This is a genomic window from Geodermatophilus sp. URMC 62 (genome assembly GCF_052931475.1).
This window is the reverse complement of record NZ_JBRFHY010000001.1, coordinates 652,066-667,753: the sequence shown is the minus strand read 5'-3', so window position 1 is coordinate 667,753 and position 15,688 is coordinate 652,066. Positions and strand designations below refer to the sequence as shown.

13 protein-coding genes are annotated in these 15,688 nt (G+C 76.2%); 6 read left to right on the top strand and 7 right to left on the bottom strand.

Annotation, left to right across the window (positions count from 1 at the left end):
• Positions 1–49 precede the first annotated feature (49 nt).
• On the top strand, positions 50–1,171 hold the full coding sequence (locus tag ACU616_RS03130) for an adenylate/guanylate cyclase domain-containing protein (protein WP_446757033.1): 1,122 nt from the start codon (positions 50–52) through the stop codon (positions 1,169–1,171).
• 84 nt (positions 1,172–1,255) lie between these two features.
• A complete protein-coding gene (locus tag ACU616_RS03125) occupies positions 1,256–2,893 on the top strand; it encodes an ABC-F family ATP-binding cassette domain-containing protein (protein WP_446757032.1) in 1,638 nt (545 codons plus the stop codon).
• Positions 2,894–2,919: 26 nt separating this feature from the next.
• On the opposite strand, the gene ACU616_RS03120 is transcribed toward ACU616_RS03125, so the two are convergent.
• The 3 genes from ACU616_RS03120 to ACU616_RS03110 are packed head-to-tail and all read right to left on the bottom strand — an operon-like array spanning position 2,920 to position 4,923.
• A complete protein-coding gene (locus ACU616_RS03120; protein WP_446757031.1) occupies positions 2,920–3,474 on the bottom strand; it encodes an N-acetyltransferase family protein in 555 nt (184 codons plus the stop codon).
• Positions 3,471–4,586: an alpha/beta fold hydrolase gene (locus tag ACU616_RS03115; protein WP_446757030.1), complete on the bottom strand. Its 1,116-nt coding sequence runs from the start codon at positions 4,584–4,586 to the stop codon at positions 3,471–3,473. Before ACU616_RS03115 ends, ACU616_RS03120 begins: the two co-directional genes overlap by 4 nt.
• The gene (locus tag ACU616_RS03110; protein ID WP_446757029.1) at positions 4,507–4,923 is read right to left on the bottom strand and encodes a hypothetical protein; all 417 of its coding nucleotides are present in this window, start codon (positions 4,921–4,923) and stop codon (positions 4,507–4,509) included. The genes ACU616_RS03115 and ACU616_RS03110 overlap by 80 nt, the downstream gene beginning before the upstream one ends.
• Positions 4,924–5,059: 136 nt before the next feature.
• Between ACU616_RS03110 and ACU616_RS03105 the strand changes: the two genes are divergently transcribed.
• Positions 5,060–5,830 (top strand): SDR family NAD(P)-dependent oxidoreductase, encoded by a 771-nt coding sequence (locus ACU616_RS03105; protein ID WP_446757028.1) that lies wholly within the window; start codon positions 5,060–5,062, stop codon positions 5,828–5,830.
• Between the two features lie 45 nt (positions 5,831–5,875).
• Here ACU616_RS03105 and ACU616_RS03100 read toward each other — a convergent pair whose 3' ends face one another.
• From ACU616_RS03100 to ACU616_RS03085, 4 genes are read right to left on the bottom strand one after another with little or no spacing between them, the layout of a single operon-like run.
• A complete protein-coding gene (locus ACU616_RS03100) occupies positions 5,876–8,068 on the bottom strand; it encodes an MMPL family transporter (protein ID WP_446757027.1) in 2,193 nt (730 codons plus the stop codon).
• 5 nt (positions 8,069–8,073) lie between these two features.
• Entirely contained in the window at positions 8,074–8,727 is a 654-nt protein-coding gene (locus ACU616_RS03095) for a TetR/AcrR family transcriptional regulator (RefSeq protein WP_446757026.1), read from the bottom strand.
• A gap of 38 nt (positions 8,728–8,765) precedes the next feature.
• Complete coding sequence (locus ACU616_RS03090) at positions 8,766–9,509, bottom strand: response regulator (RefSeq protein ID WP_446757025.1); 744 nt, start codon at positions 9,507–9,509, stop codon at positions 8,766–8,768.
• Positions 9,506–10,822, bottom strand: a complete 1,317-nt coding sequence (locus tag ACU616_RS03085) for a sensor histidine kinase (RefSeq protein WP_446757024.1) — start codon at positions 10,820–10,822, stop codon at positions 9,506–9,508. Before ACU616_RS03085 ends, ACU616_RS03090 begins: the two co-directional genes overlap by 4 nt.
• Positions 10,823–11,027: 205 nt before the next feature.
• Here ACU616_RS03085 and ACU616_RS03080 point away from each other — a divergent pair, with 205 nt between their 5' ends.
• The 3 genes from ACU616_RS03080 to ACU616_RS03070 all read left to right on the top strand — a co-directional run bounded on the left by ACU616_RS03080 (position 11,028) and on the right by ACU616_RS03070 (position 15,684).
• Entirely contained in the window at positions 11,028–13,427 is a 2,400-nt protein-coding gene (locus ACU616_RS03080) for a serine hydrolase (protein WP_446757023.1), read from the top strand.
• A 201-nt stretch (positions 13,428–13,628) separates the two neighbouring features.
• A complete protein-coding gene (locus ACU616_RS03075; protein WP_446757022.1) occupies positions 13,629–14,459 on the top strand; it encodes a DUF1684 domain-containing protein in 831 nt (276 codons plus the stop codon).
• Positions 14,452–15,684, top strand: coding sequence for an LLM class flavin-dependent oxidoreductase (locus ACU616_RS03070; RefSeq protein WP_446757021.1), 1,233 nt, complete (start codon positions 14,452–14,454; stop codon positions 15,682–15,684). The genes ACU616_RS03075 and ACU616_RS03070 overlap by 8 nt, the downstream gene beginning before the upstream one ends.
• Positions 15,685–15,688: the final 4 nt, after the last annotated feature.

Genomic DNA, 15,688 nt, shown 5'->3' with positions numbered 1-15,688 from the left:
GAGGCGAGCCCGTCGTGCACGCCACCGACTGACCGCCGGTCCGGCCGCCATGGACGCCCCCGGCACGGACCCTCCCGGACGGGACCCGGACTCCGCGATCCGGGACGCGCTCGAGCGCCTGCTGCTCGGCGGGCCGCGCCGGCTGACCCGGCTGCAGGTCGCCGAGGCCGCCGGCATGCCGCCCGAGCGCACCCAGCGGCTGTGGCGGGCGCTCGGGTTCCCCGACGTCGCCGACGACGACCCCGCCTTCACCCTCGCCGACGTCGGGGCACTGGGGACCCTCACGGCGCTCATCGACTCCGGCTTCGTCGACGCCGACACCGAGGCCTCGATCGCCCGGGCCACCGCGCAGGCGCTGTCGCGGCTGGCCGACTGGCAGACCGACATGCTCGCCGAGGTCCTCACCCGGCAGGCCCGGGAGCACGGGAGGGCCGACGCCGTGGCCGCCGCCGAGGTGCTGCTGCCGCTGCTGACCCGCACCCAGGACTACGTGTGGCGCCGGCACCTGGCGGCGAACGTCGACCGGCTGCTGTCGGCCGACGCGCCGGGGGACCGGCGGGAGCTGGCCGTCGGCTTCGCCGACCTGGTCGACTACACCGCCCGCTCGCGCGGCATGGACGGCCGCGAGCTCGGCGCGATGGTCGAGGCGTTCGAGGCGACGGCCACCGAGGTGATCGCCCGCTCGCACGGCCGGGTCGTCAAGACCGTCGGCGACGGCGTCCTGTACACCGCTGCCTCGGCCGTCGACGCCGTCGAGATCGGGCTGACCCTGCCCGACGCGTGGGAGACCGAGGACCGCCCGCCGCTGCGGGTGGGGGCCGCCCACGGCACGGTGCTCACGCGGCTGGGCGACGTCTACTCACCGGTGGTCAACCTGGCCAGCCGGCTGACCTCGCTGGCCCGGCCTGGGACGGTGCTGGTCGACCGTGTGCTCGCCGGTCACCTGCGCGGCCTGCACGGCTACCGGGTGCGGCCGCTGCGCCGGGTCTCGGTGCGCGGCTACGAGCAACTGCAGCCGTGGCTGGTGCAGCGCCGGCCGCCGGGAGAGGACGACAACGCCCTGGAGGAGATGCTCGACGAGCTGACCGACGACGTGCTGGCCACCGGCCCGGAGGACGACGTGGGCGGCCTGTTCGAGGGCGCCGACCCGGGGAACGACGAGGACGGCTGAGCCGGTCGCGCGCTATGGTGGCCCCGTGCTGTGAGCCCCGAGACCGACGTCGTGTGGATCCGACCGTCCTCCCGGGAGCACCTCATGAGCGCCACCCTCGTCGCGCGCGGCCTGGCCGCCGGCCACGGAGCCCGCGTCCTCTTCTCCGACCTCGACCTCGTCGTCGCCCCCGGTGACGTCGTCGGGCTGGTCGGCGTCAACGGCGCCGGCAAGTCCACGCTGCTGCGCACGCTGGCCGGCGAGCTGCCGGCCGAGTCCGGCTCGATCGCGCTGAGCCCGCCGACGGCGACCGTCGGCCACCTGCCGCAGGAGCGCGAGCGGCGCGAGGGCGAGACCGTCGCCGCGGCGCTGGCCCGCCGCACCGGCGTCACCGCCGCGCAGGCCGCCCTGGACGCCGCCACCGAGGACCTCACCGCCGGCCGGCCCGGTGCCGACGACGCCTACGGCGAGGCGCTGGAGCGGTGGCTGGCCCTCGGCGGCGCCGACCTCGACGAGCGGCTCGGTCAGGTGCTGGCCGACGTCGCTCCCGGTGTCGACCCGGGTGCGCCGATGCCCTCGCTGTCGGGTGGCCAGGCGGCGCGGGTCGGGCTGGCCGCGCTGCTGCTGTCGCGCCACGACGTCCTGCTGCTCGACGAGCCCACCAACGACCTCGACCTGGCCGGCCTCGAGCAGCTGGAGGCCTTCGTCGCCGGCAACCGCGCGGGCATCGTGCTGGTCAGCCACGACCGGGAGTTCCTGTCGCGCACGGTCACCCGCGTCGTCGAGCTCGACCTGGCCCAGCAGCTGGTCCGGGTGGTCGACGGCGGGTACGACGCCTACCTGGCCGAGCGGGAGGTGGCCCGCCGGCACGCGCGCGAGGAGTACGAGGAGTACGCCGAGACGAGGGCCGACCTCGAGGCCCGGGCGCGGATGCAGCGCAACTGGCTGGCCAAGGGCGTGCGGGACGCCGTGAAGAAGCAGAAGGACCCGGACAAGTTCATCAAGGCGCACAACCGGGCGACGGCGGAGAAGCAGGGCGCGAAGGCCAAGCAGACCGAGCGGCGCATCGAGCGGCTGGAGGTGGTCGAGGAGCCCCGCAAGGAGTGGGAGCTGCGGATGACCATCGCCGCCGCGCCGCGCGCCGGGGCCGTCGTCGCCACGCTGCGCGACGCCGTCGTCCGGCGGGGCGGGTTCACGCTCGGGCCGGTGAGCCTGCAGGTCGACTGGGGCGACCGGGTGGCCATCACCGGGCCCAACGGGTCGGGCAAGACGACCCTGCTGGGCGCGCTGCTGGGGCGGGTGCCGCTGGACTCCGGCAGCGCCTCGCTCGGCCCGGCGGTGCGGCTGGGCGAGGTCGACCAGGCGCGCGGGCTCTTCGTCGGCGAGCGCCGGCTGCTCGACGCGTTCGCCGCGGAGGTGCCCGACTGGCCGACCGCCGAGGTGCGCACCCTGCTGGCGAAGTTCGGGCTCACCGCCGAGCACGTGCTGCGCCCGGCCACCTCGCTGTCCCCGGGCGAGCGCACCCGCGCGGCGCTGGCGCTGCTGCAGGCCCGCGGGGTCAACGTGCTGGTGCTCGACGAGCCCACCAACCACCTGGACCTGCCGGCCATCGAGCAGCTCGAGTCGGCGCTGGCCGCCTATCCCGGCACGCTGCTGCTGGTGACCCACGACCGCCGGATGCTCGAGGCGGTCGCGACCACCCGCCGCGTCGCCGTCGACGGCGGCCGGGTCACGGGAGGGTGAGCCGACCTGCGGGGGCGCCCCGCAGGTCAGCTCAGGTCCTGGCCGAGCGCCTCGTCCAGGCCGACGGTGGCCATGCCGGCCCAGGTCTCGTCGACGTGGTGGGCCAGCACCATCAGGTCGCGCAGCTGCCCCTCGCGGTCGCGGACGTGGTCGCGCAGCAGCGCCTCGCCGGTGAAGCCGAGGTCGGTGAACAGCGCCAGCGCCGCGCCCTGCTCGGCGACCACCTCGACCACCAGCTTGGCCAGCCCGTCGCCGACCGCCGACACCAGGGCCAGGCGGGCCAGCTGCCGGCCCAGCCCCGAGCCGCGCCGGGTGGGGGAGACGACCAGCCGCACCTCGCCCACGTGCGACGACCAGCCGGTGAGCGGGCGGACGGCGACGTAGCCGGCCACCTCGCCGGAGTCGCCGTCCACGGCCACCCACCGCCGACCACCGGCCTTCCCCGTCGCCCACGACCGGACGACGTCGGGGTCGGTGACCTCCTCCTCGATGAACGTCAGGTCGCCCTCGGGCAGCCCGCCGAAGAAGCGCAGCAGGGCGTCACAGTGCGCCTCCTGCAGCTCGAGGACCTCCACCGTCACTGGTCCTCCTCCTGCCCGGCCGCCGGGCCGGGCGCGGTCTCGTCACTGCGTCGCCGGAGGAAGTCGATGATCTCCGGCACCGTCGTCTTCGCCGCCGTCCGGCCGACGACCAGGCCCATGTGGCCGGCCTTGAGCCGCAGCTCGTGCTTGTCCTCCGAGCCGACCAGGTCGATCAGCGGCGCGGTCGCGTCCGGCGGCACGATGTGGTCCCGGTCGGCCCGCACGGTCAGGAACGGCCACCGGATGTCGGACAGGTGCACCCGGTCACCGCCGACGGTCAGCCGGTCGGTGACCATCCCGTTGTCCCGCACGAGCATCTGCACCGTCTCGCGCGCGGCCGCCCCGGGGAAGGGGATGTGGTCGTCCGACCAGCCGGTCATCGCCTGGTAGGCCGAGACGTACTCGTCGCTCCAGAGCTTCTCCCACAGCGTCACGTAGCGGGTGACCTCGGCCGTGGGGGTGAGGGTCTTGAAGCCCTGCACCACCACCCGCGGCGGCACGTTGCCGTCCTCGTCCACCACGTCGTCGACCTCGAGGCCGCCGCGGAAGACGTCGGCCATCGGGCCCATCTGCGTGAAGTCGACCGGGGTGGCGAGGACGGTGAGGCTGCGCACCGGTGCGTCGGGGTGGTGGGCGGCGTAGAGCAGGGAGAGGTCGCCGCCGAAGCAGTAGCCGAAGAGGTTGACCTCGTCGGCGCCGGAGATCTCCCGCACCCGCTCGACGGCGGCGGGGACGTAGTCGTCGACGTAGTCCTCGAGCCGGTTCTGCGCGTCGCGGGCGTCCGGCTCGCCCCAGTCGACCATGTACACGTCGAAGCCCGCGTCGAGCAGCTGCTCGATGAAGCTGTTGCCCGGCGTCAGGTCGAGGATGTAGCTGCGGCTGACCAGGCTGAACACGACGAGCAGCGGCGGGGAGTACCGCACCTTGTCGCTGCGGTAGTGCCACAGCTGCGTGCGGCCGCGCTCCCAGACGACGTCCTTGGGCGTGAGCCCGACGCCGGGCCGGTCGACGCCGGCGACGAGCTTGATGCCGTTACGTGCCCGCAGGGCGTTGCGCTCGACGTCGCGCCGGACGCGGTCGAGGACTGCTTGCGGGCTGGGCACCGTCGGCATCGGGCTCCTCCGGGGTCGCGTCGGCGGTGGCGCGGGGACGGCGCCGCTCGTTCTCCAGCTGCACGGTCAGCCGCCGGACCTCCCGGTCGAGCGCGCCGATCTGGGCGCGCAGGCGGGCCAGGTCGGTGCCGGCCGGCAGGTTGAGCAGGTGCCAGGCGCGGGCCGACACCCCGCGGGCGCCGTCGCGGGCGAGGTTCTGCGCGCGGCGGACGAGGGCGACGCCGGTGGCGAACCCCGGCGTCCGGACGAGGTTCTCCGCGTGCGGGGTGACGCGGCGCTCCACGGCGTCGAACGCCTGCCGCCACTGCGGCGACCCCGACGGTGTCCCCGACGTCATGGACGGACCTCCTCCGTGTGCGGACCGGCTGGCGGGGGCTCCCTACCCGCCCCGCCGGTGATACACCCCACACCACGGTTACGGTCCCGGTGGGGTCGGGGGGACCGACAGAGGGACCGACGGAAGGAGTGCGCTCGTGGCGGACAGGACTGTCCTGGACATGTTCCGGCTCGACGGCCGGGTGGCGATCGTGACGGGGGCGTCCTCGGGGCTGGGCGTGGTGTTCGCCCGAGCGCTGGCGCAGGCGGGGGCCGACGTCGCCCTGGGCGCGCGGCGGGAGGACCGCATGGCCGCCACCAGGGAGGCGGTCGAGGCGGCCGGACGCCGGGCGATCACCGTGCGCACCGACGTCGCGCAGGTGGAGGACTGCCAGGGTCTGGTCGACGCCGCGATGGCGGAGTTCGGCCGGGTCGACGTCCTGGTCAACAACGCCGGCATCGGCACCGCGGCGCCGGCCACCCGGGAGAAGCCCGAGGAGTTCCGGCAGGTCATCGACGTCAACCTCAACGGCTGCTACTGGATGGCGCAGGCCTGCGGGCGGGTCATGCAGCCGGGCAGCTCGATCGTGAACATCTCCAGCGTGCTGGGGCTGACCACCGCCGGGCTGCCGCAGGCGGCCTACGCGGCGAGCAAGGCGGGGCTGATCGGCCTGACCCGCGACCTGGCCCAGCAGTGGACCGGGCGCAAGGGCATCCGGGTCAACGCGCTGGCCCCGGGCTTCTTCGCCTCGGAGATGACCGACCAGTACCCGGAGGGCTACCTCGACCAGCAGATGGGCCGCGTCCTCGCCGGCCGGCCCGGTGACCCGATGGAGCTGGCCGCCGCGCTGGTCTTCCTCGTCAGCGACGCCGGCGGCTACGTCACCGGGACGACGATCCCGGTGGAGGGCGGCATGCTCACCAGCTGACGCCGTCCCGGGGCCCCGCGCGCGGCGGGGCCCCGGAGGGCGGGGTCAGCGCCCGGCGGCGCCGACCATCTCGGGCCGGTCCTCGGCGGCGGCCGGACGCTGCAGGCCGGCGCCCTCCACGTCGAGGACGGGCAGCCAGCGCAGCCAGCGGGGCAGCCACCACGCCCGGTGGCCGAGCAGCGCCAGCGCGGCCGGCACCAGCACCATGCGGACGACGAAGGCGTCGAAGAGGATGCCGGCGGCCAGCGCGAAGGCGATCGACTTGATGGTCGCCTCGCCGGCGGGGACGAACCCGGCGAAGACGCTGAACATGATCAGCGCGGCCGCGACGACGACCGGCGCCGCCTGCCGGAAGCCGGTGCGGATCGCCTCCAGCGGCGGGGCGCCGTGCGCGTGCGCCTCGTGCATCCGCGACACCAGGAAGATCTGGTAGTCCATCGCCAGGCCGAACAGGATGCCGATGACCAGGATCGGCGTGAGGCTGATCAGCGGCCCGGTCCCGTCGAGGTTGACCACGTCGGCCAGCCAGCCCCACTGGAACACCGCGACGGTCGCCCCGAGCGAGGCACCGATGGTGAGCACGAAGCCCAGGACGCCGACCAGCGGCACCAGCAGTGAGCGGAAGACCAGCACCAGCAGGACCAGCGCCAGGCCGACCACGAGCGCCAGGTAGACCGGCATCGCCTCGTCCAGGCTCCGCGCGACGTCGACGCTGACCGCGGTCTGGCCGGTCACCGACGCCCGGACCCCGTCGGTGCCGGCGAGCAGGTCGCGCAGGTCGGCGACGAGCTGCTCGGTGGCCGGGTCCGTGGGACCCGACCGCGGGACGACCGTGAGCAGCGCCGCGGTGTCGTCGGCGTCGGGCACCGGCGGGGTGACCAGCGCGACGTCGTCGAGGCCGGTGACCGCGCCGCTGACCCCGGCCGCGGCCTCGGCCGCGCCGTCGCCCTCGAACAGGACGGTGATCGGGCCGTTGACGCCCTCGCCGAAGCCGTCGGCGAGCAGCTCCTGGGCGCGGGCCTGGGTGCTGTCGCTGGCGGGGGTCTGCACCAGCGTCGTCTGCATCGAGAAGAACGGGACGGCGACCGCGCCCAGGGCCACCACGGCCAGCACCAGCGACACGGCCCGGTGCCGGGTGACCGTGGCGACCCACCCGGCCAGGAAGCTGCGCCGGGCGGCCTCGTGGGCGCCGTGCCGCACGTGGCGGCCGCCCGTCGGCCGGTGCCGGCGGGGCAGCGCCCGGGTGCCGAGGAACCCGAGGACGGCCGGCACCAGGGTGAGGGCGATGAGGACGGCGACGACGATCGTGGCGGCCGCGGCCACGCCCATCTGGGTCAGGAACGGGATGCCGACGACCGACAGGCCGACCAGCGCGATGACCACGGTGAGACCGGCGGTGACCACGGCCGAGCCCGCGGTCCCCGTGGCGATGGCGACCGCGGTGCCGACGTCGGCGCCCCGGCGCAGCTCCTGGCGGAAGCGGGTGACGATGAACAGCGTGTAGTCGATGCCGACGGCCAGGCCGAGCATCGCCGCGAGCGTCGGCGTCGTCGAGGACAGGTCGGTGAAGCCGGTGGCGATCGTGATGCCCAGGACCCCGATGCCCACGCCGACCAGCGCGGTCAGCAGGTTCAGCCCGGCCATCACCAGCGTGCCGTAGGTGACGGCGAGGACCACGAGCGCGACGACGACACCGATCGCCTCCGCGGGACCCCCGACGTGCGGCGGCTCCTGGACGGCCTCGCCGCCGACCTCGACGGTCAGCCCGGTGTCGCGGGCGTCGTCGACGGCGGTCAGCAGCGCGTCCTGCTCCTCGGGCGTGACCTCGCCCGGCGCGGCGTCGTAGGTGACGGTGCTGTAGCCGGTGGTCTGGTCGGCGTTGACCGCGGGCGCCGCCGGGTCCAGCGGGTTGGTCGCCGACGCGACACCCGGCAGCTGCGCCAGCTCGCCGGCCAGCGCGGTGACCGCCGCGGCGTTGTCCGGCGAGGTCAGCTGAGCGCCGTCGGGGGCCTGCACGACCACCCGGGCGCTCGCGCCGCCGCTCACGCCGAACTCCTCGCCGATCCGCTCCAGCGCGGTCGTCGACTCCTGCCCGGGGATGGAGAAGGAGTTGGTGGTCTCGCCGGCCAGGGTGACCGCACCGACGCCGCCGGCGACGAGGACGACGAGCCAGACGAGGAGGACGGACAGCCGGTGCCGGTGCGAGGAGGCGCCGAGCCGGGACAACAACACAGCCATGCTGATCAGGCCTCCGCCTGGTCGGGGGTGGGGAGGGCGGCGCCGGGGCGGCGGTGGCCCAGCGCGTCGGTGCAGGTGGCGACGACGTGCGGCCGCCACGCGGTGGTGCGGTCCTCGGCGTGGGCCGCGAGGGTCAGGACGGCGAGCGCGGCCAGCGCCCCGAGGACCCGGACGAGGCGCTGCGGCTCGGTGGCCTCGCGGTCGACGCCGAAGACCTGCAGCACCAGCTCGGGCACCGAGGTGTCCGGGTCCTCGACGCCGTCGATCCGGGTGCCATCGATCCGGGTGCCACCGATCCGGGTGCCACCGATCCGGGTGCCCTCGAGCCGGGTGACCGGGGCGAGCAGCAGGGCGACCAGGCCGGGGTGGGCGAGGGCGACGTCGACCAGCACCTCCACGGCGCGCCGGTCGCGCTCGGCACCGGCCGGGAGGTCGCGCACCTCGTCGAGGACCTGCTTGCCGAACGTGTCGGCCTGGGCGAGGACGGCCCCGTACAGCGCGTCCTTGGAGGGGAAGTGGTGCAGCAGCCCGGCCTTGGACAGGCCGACGGCGGCCGCGACGTCCTGCACGGACGTCTTGGCGAAGCCGCGACGGGCGAAGAGGGCGGCGGCGCGGTCGAGGATGCCCTCGTCCACCTGCTGCCGGAACGGTCGTCCCACGGGGTCCACCGTACGGCGGGCCGACCGTATCGGTCGGTCTACCGACCGAACCGGTCGGTGGTGTCGCCTACAGCGGGGGACCGGCCGGAGGCCGCGGGCCGGGTGTGGGGCGATCCGGGTCTGACCAGCCCGCTCTCGTAGGCGACCACGACGGCCTGCGCGCGGCTGCCCAGGTGCAGCTTGGCCGTGACCCGGCCCAGGTGGGTCTTCACCGTCGCCTCGGTGACGAACAGCTCGCGGGCGATCTCCTGGTTGCTGCGGCCGGTCCCGACCAGCCGCAGGACGTCGACCTCCCGGTCGGTCAGGCCGTCGAGGCGCACCGTGGACGGCCGCCAGGAGGGGTCGGGACCGCGGGTGAACTCGGCGATGAGCCGGCGGGTGAGGTCAGGGGAGAGCAGCGCGTCGCCCTGGGCGACGACCCGGACCGCGGCGAGGAGCTCGACCGGCCGGGTGTCCTTGAGCAGGAAGCCGGAGGCGCCGGCGTACAGGGCCGCGAACACGTGGTCGTCGAGGTCGAAGGTGGTGAGGACCAGGACCCGCGGCCGGCTCCCGTCGTCGGCCCGGCAGCGCTCCAGGATCGTCCGGGTGGCCTCGATGCCGTCCATCACCGGCATCCGGACGTCCATGAGGACGACGTCGGGGCGGTGGGCGCAGGCCAGCTCGACGGCCTCCTGCCCGTCGCCGGCCTCGCCCACGACCTCGAGGCCGTCGTCGCGCAGCAGGGCGCAGAAGCCGGCCCGGACCAGCTCCTGGTCGTCGACGACGAGCACGCGGACGGTCACGCCAGGCCCTGCGGCGCCGGTGCCGGCCGCACGGGCAGCGGCAGCCTCGCGCGGAGGAGGAAGCCGCCGCGCGGTCCGGGCCCGGTCTCGAGGTCCCCGCCGACCGAGGCGGCGCGCTCGCGCAGGCCGACCAGCCCGTAGCCGCCGCCGGGCCGACCGCTCGCCGGCCCGGGCCCGTCGTCGTCCACCTCGATCAGCAGGCCGTCGTCGCGCCAGGTGAGCGCGACCTCGACCGTCGCCGGGCCAGCGTGCTTCGCGGCGTTGGTCAGCGCCTCCTGCAGGATGCGGTAGGCGGCCAGGTCCAGCTGGGCGGTCAGCGGCCGGGGCGTCCCCGACGTCGACAGCGTGACCGCGGACCCGGCTGCCCGGGCCGTGGCCAGCAGCTCCCCGAGCCGGTCGAGCCCCGGCTGCGGGGCGCGGGTCGCCGCTCCTGCCGCCGCGCCCGCCGGTGCGGCGCCGTCGCCGGCGGCCCTGCCGTCGGTGGCCCTGCCGTCGGTGGCCCTGCCGTCGGTGGCGGTGCCGTCGGTGGCGGTGGCCACGTCGTCGGTGACCTCGTCATCGACGCGGAGGACGCCGAGCAGCTGGCGCATCTCGGCCAGCGTGCGGCGGCTGGTGTCCTCGACGACGGCGAGCGCCCGGCGGGCGGTCCCGGGGTCGCGGTCCATGACGTGACGGCCGACGCCGGCCTGGACGGCGATGACGCTCATGCTGTGCGCCATCACGTCGTGGAGCTCGCGGGCGATCCGCAGGCGCTCGTGCACGACGGCCTCGCGGCTGTGCGCCTCGCGGCTCGCCTCCGCCTCCCGGGCCCGCTCGGCCAGGGCGCGGGCCTGCCTCCGCTGCGTGCGGGCCGCGTCGCCCAGGGCCCACATCGCGCCGGTCACCAGCAGGTCGGCCAGCACGTCGTTGAGGGTGTACCCCTGTGGCCACGAGAGGGAGAAGACGACCATGCCCGCCAGCACGAGCGGGACCGCCCCGAGCGAGATCCGCCGCGGGTACCGCGCCGCCACGCCGTAGAGCGCGACGAGGACGCCGTAGCCCGAGATCGACTCCGGATGGCCCAGGAGGCTGTAGCCGACCACCCCGGCGGAGGTCAGCGCCATCGCCGTCCACGGCCGCCGCCGGAGCAGCAGGACCGGCAGCGCGGCCAGCGCGGCCAGCGCCCAGGCGACGGCGTCGACGGGCCGCTGGCCCGCGACCGCGGCCGGCGCGGCCAGCAGCTGCGCCGCGGTGACCACGGTGACGGCTCCGGTCAGGGCGACGTCGGCGAGCCAGGGCGGGATCCGTCGCGCGGGGGCGGGGGAGTGCGCCACGGCCGCCACGGTAGGGCCGGGCCGGGCCCGTGGCGTCCTCCTCCAGGACGACACCCGGCCTCCTCCCCGGGTCGGGTACGCGACCTCGCCGTGCCCTCCCCGGGGGAGGTCGAGGACCCCGCCGCCGGCTGACGCGCACCCGGCTCCGCCGCTCCTAGCGTCCGGGGCCGTCCCGAGCGGGACACCGGCGAGGGGGGGGAGCGCGATGGCGGCCAGCGAGGTGTCCGGACCGACCGGCCGGGACGGCGACCGGTGGGCGTGGCGGCCGGTCGTCCTGTTCTGCGCGGTCGCGCTGCCGGCCGCGGGTGCGCTGCAGCGCGTGGCGGGAGCGACCCGGTTCTGCCCCCAGGCCTGGAGCCTCGTGCAGTTCGCGCCCTCGATCGCGGTGGCCGCCGTGCTCGCGGTCTTCCCACACCTGCGGAGCCTGGTGGCGGCCACCGTCCGCGGGAGCAGCGCCGCCACGGTGCGCCGGCTGGGTCCGGTCACGGGCACCGTGGCCCTCGTCCTCCTCGCGTACGTGGGGGTCCGCGCCGGGCTGGGGTGGCCGGTCGAGGTGCTGCCGCTGCGCGACCTGACCGCTCCGCTCGTGGTCGTGGCCCCGCTGGCGCTGCTGGGCGCGTGCGGCGAGGAGCTGGGCTGGCGGTGCCTGCTCCAGCCGCTGCTGCGCCGCCGTTTCCCCGTGCTGGGGGCCAGCACCGTCGTCGGCCTGTTGTGGACCGCCTGGCACGTGCAGGTGTTCGCGCGCGGGGTGGTCGTGGCCGGCGCCTTCGTGCTCTCCGGCGTGGCGATGTCCGTGGTGCTGGGCGTGGCCGTGGAGCGCGGCCGTGGCTCCTCCCTGCTGGTCGCAGGGGTGTTCCACGCCCTGGTCAACCTCGGCGGGCTCCTCCTCCGGGACGACGGGGTGGGCAGCGGCGCGGACGGCTGGGTGTTCGCGTTCGTGTGGGTGCTCGCCGCCGCCATGTGGGTCCTCGCCGACCGGAGGCCACCCCGCCGTCCGTCGGCGGGTGCGGCGCCCCGGCTCCGCCGCCGGAGGACGCGGGCCGGGACGCCGCCCGGCCTGGCGCGCGCGACGGCGGGCGGGGTGGTGGCCGGGGTGGCGGGCGCGCTGGTCCTCCTCCCGGGCGCGGCGGCCTCCGCCGCCCCGGCGGGCGGCGTGGCCCCCACCGGCGTGGAGCAGCGGGTGCGGGCCCAGCTGGCGGCGTCCTCCGTCCCCGTGGCGTCCTACGCGGTCGTCGACGGCGGGCGGGTGCGGACCGGGGGCTGGGGTCCCGGCATCGACGGCGACACCCCGTTCGTCATCGGCTCGGTCACCAAGACCGTCACCGCGCTGGCGGTCGTGCAGCTGGCCGACCGCGGCCTGGTCGACCTCGACGCGCCCGTCGCCCGCTACCTGCCCGGCTTCCGCACCGCCGACCCGGCCGCCGTCGTCACCGTGCGGCACCTGCTGGCGCAGACCAGCGGACTGCCCACCGAGGCGGGGCTGGACGTCTACGCGGACCCGCGGCTGTCGCTGCGCGAGCGGGTCGCCGGAGCCGCGGACGTCGAGCCGGTCAGCCGGCCCGGCGACGCGTTCCACTACTGCAACCTCAACTACGCCGTCCTGGGCCTGCTGGTGGAGCGGGTGTCCGGGCGGTCCTTCGGCGACTACGTCGAGGACGAGGTGTTCGCGCCGCTCGGCATGGCGCACAGCTCCGTCCGGCTCGCCGACGCGGAGGCCGACGGCCTGCCCGAGGGGTCGACGGTCTGGTTCGGGGTGAGCGTCGGCCAGGACGCGCGGTGGTACGACGGCGCGCTGGCCGACGGCCAGCTGGTCTCCACCGCGCACGACCTGGCGACCTACCTGCGGTTCCAGCTCGGGGACGGCACCTGGCAGGGGCGCCGGGTCATCTCCGCGGCCGGCCTGCGCGCCATGCACACCGCCGCCGTGCCGACGCCGCCCGGCGCCGCGGCCGAGGACACGGCATCCTACGGCCTCGGGTGGGGGATCGGCAGCGTCGGCGGGCACCGGGTGGTCGCCCACACCGGGGACGAGGTCGGGTTCCACGCCGACGTGGGGCTGCTGCCCGACACCGGGCAGGCCCTCGTCGTCCTGACCGCCCGCAACGGCTTCCTCACCGACCCGGCCGCTGCCTACCGCGCCGGCCTGCACGCGCTGGCCGGCCTGCCCGCGGCGGACCCGAGCCGGGCCTTCGGGTGGACCTACGCCGTCGTGGACGCCGCCGCGCTCCTGGCCCTCGCGGCGATGGGGTGGTCGCTGTGGCGGCGACGGAGGTGGGCGGCGTCCCTGCCCGGTCGGGCCACACGCCGCGGCCGGTGGGGCGCCCTCGCGCCGACCGTCGTGCTCGACGTCCTCCTCGCGGGAGCCCTGTACCTCGGGGTGTTCGTGGGACTGGGCACCCTGCTGCTCGGCTCCCCGTTCACCGTCCCGCTGCTGCTCGGCTCCACCCCCGACCTCCTGTGCCTAGTGCTCGCCGGGATCGCCTTCCTGCTGGTCAAGGCCGTCCTCGACCTGCTGCTCGGGCTCCGCGCGCTGGGGCGCCCGTCCGGCCGGCGCGCGCGACCGGTCCCGACCACCGCTGCGGCAGCCCGGTGGAGCGGCTCGTGACGCCCGTCCCGCGGAGGCGGCGACAGCCGGAGCGACCGGGCACGAGCTCGCCCCCGCTCGCCCGTCCCGACACGGCGGCCGGGGCCGCCGGGGGAGCTGCCCGACGAGCGGTCGACGCGCCGGTGGCCGACCCGCCGGTGGGATCGTGGTGTCCGTGGGCAGCCCGCGCGGCGTCCCCGCCGTCACCGTCCGAGGAGCGTCATGACCACCACCCTTCCCGACCGGGACGTCTTCACCCGCGCCTGGGCCGACTGGCACCGGCAGCACGAGGCCCGGCTGGCCGACCCGCACGGCTTCCTCGCCGTCACCGCCCTGCACTGGCTCACCGGCGACCCCCGGCGCTTCGACGGCGTGCCCGGCGCCTGGTCCACCGGCCCGGACGGCGTCGAGGTCGTCCTCGACCCCGGCGAGGAGCTCGCCCTCGACGGCGTCCCGCTGGCCGGCCGGCACTCCTTCGGCGTCGTCCCCGAGCGCGGCGGCGTGCTGGCCGCCTACGGCGACACCGTGCTGGAGATCGCCAAGCGCGGCGGGCACGACATCCTGCGGCCGCGGCACCCGGACAACCCGCTGCGCGCCCGCTTCCGCGGCACGCCGGCCTACGAGCCGGACCCGCGCTGGGCCGTCCCCGGCCGCTACGTCCCGTTCGACGAGCCGCGGCCGACCACGGTGGGCGCCGCGGTCGACGGGCTGCTGCACGTCTACGACGCCCCCGGCCGCGTCGAGTTCGAGCTCGACGGTCAGCCGCTGGCGCTCACCGCCTTCCCCGGCAAGGACCCCGGCAGCCTCGTGGTGCTGTTCACCGACGCCACCAGCGGCGTCACTACCTACGCGGCCAACCGGTCGCTGGCACTGGGCGTGCCGGGCCCCGACGGCTCGGTCCTCCTGGACTTCACCCGGGCGACCAACCTGCCGTGCGCCTACACCGACCTGGCCACCTGCCCGCTGCCGCCCGCGGAGAACCGGCTGCCCGTGGCCGTGGAGGCCGGCGAGCGGATCCCGTACGAGCGGCTGGAGGAGTCCTCCCGTGCCTGACCCCCTGGACACCGGCCACCTGCACCTGGCCGTCGCCCTGGACGGCGCCGGCTGGCACCCCGCTGCCTGGCGTGAGCCGGACGCCCGCCCGGCGGAGCTGTTCACCGCCGGGTACTGGGCCGACCTGGTCGGCGAGGCCGAGGCCGGCCTGCTCGACCTGGTCACCCTCGAGGACTCCTTCGCGCTGCAGTCCGACGACCGGTTCCGGCCCGACGACCGCACCGACCGGGTGCGCGGCCGGCTCGACGCCGTCCTCGTCGCCGCCCGCGTCGCGCCGCTCACCCGGCACATCGGCCTGGTGCCGACCGCCCTGGTCACCCACACCGAGCCGTTCCACCTGTCCAAGGCGATCGCCACTCTCGACTTCGTGAGCGGCGGGCGCGCCGGCGTGCAGGTGCGGGTGTCGCTGGCGCAGCACGAGGCCCGGTTGTTCGGCCGGCGCGAGTTCCCCGAGTTGACCCGCGTCGACCGCGACGACCCCGCCGTGCAGCAGGTGCTGCGCGACGCGTTCGACGAGGCCGCCGACTGGGTCGAGGTGGTCCGCCGGCTGTGGGACAGCTGGGAGGACGACGCGGAGATCCGCGACGTCGCCACCGGCCGGTTCGTCGACCGCGAGAAGCTGCACTACACCGACTTCGCGGGCCGCTCCTTCTCGGTCAAGGGCCCGTCGATCACCCCGCGCCCGCCGCAGGGCCAGCCGCTGGTCGCGGCGCTGGCGCACCAGCGCATCCCGTACGAGCTGGTCGCCTCGTCCGCCGACCTCGGCTTCGTCACCCCGCGGGACGCCGACGACGCCCGCTCCGTCGTCGCCGAGGTGCGGCAGGCGCAGGAGGCCGCGGGCCGTGCCGGCGAGCGGGTGCACCTCTTCGGCGACGTCGTCGTCTTCCTCGACGACGACGCGGCCGCGGCCCGCGCGCGCAGGGAGCGCCTCGACGAGCGGGCGGGTGCGGAGTACCGCAGCGACGCGCTCGTCGTCGCCGGCACGCCGGCGGACCTGGCCGACCTGCTGCAGGAGTGGGCCGCCGCCGGGCTCACCGGGTTCCGGCTGCGCCCCGGCGCGCTGCCGCACGACCTGACCGCCATCACCCGCGGCCTGGTGCCCGAGCTGCAGCGCCGCGGCGCGTTCCGCACCGGGTACGAGGCAGGGGCGGGGACGCTGCGCGGGCTGCTCGGCCTGCCGCGCCCGGCCAACCGCTACGCCCGCGACGACGCCACCGTCGCGTGACAGG

Coding starts and splice junctions, on each gene's coding strand:
- ACU616_RS03130 (WP_446757033.1), top strand. CDS start 50: ATGGACGCCCCCGGCACGGACCCTCCCGGACGGGACCCGGACTCCGCG.
- ACU616_RS03075 (WP_446757022.1), top strand. CDS start 13,629: ATGACCACCACCCTTCCCGACCGGGACGTCTTCACCCGCGCCTGGGCC.
- ACU616_RS03115 (WP_446757030.1), bottom strand. CDS start 4,586: ATGCCGACGGTGCCCAGCCCGCAAGCAGTCCTCGACCGCGTCCGGCGC.
- ACU616_RS03110 (WP_446757029.1), bottom strand. CDS start 4,923: ATGACGTCGGGGACACCGTCGGGGTCGCCGCAGTGGCGGCAGGCGTTC.
- ACU616_RS03080 (WP_446757023.1), top strand. CDS start 11,028: ATGGCGGCCAGCGAGGTGTCCGGACCGACCGGCCGGGACGGCGACCGG.
- ACU616_RS03100 (WP_446757027.1), bottom strand. CDS start 8,068: ATGGCTGTGTTGTTGTCCCGGCTCGGCGCCTCCTCGCACCGGCACCGG.
- ACU616_RS03125 (WP_446757032.1), top strand. CDS start 1,256: ATGAGCGCCACCCTCGTCGCGCGCGGCCTGGCCGCCGGCCACGGAGCC.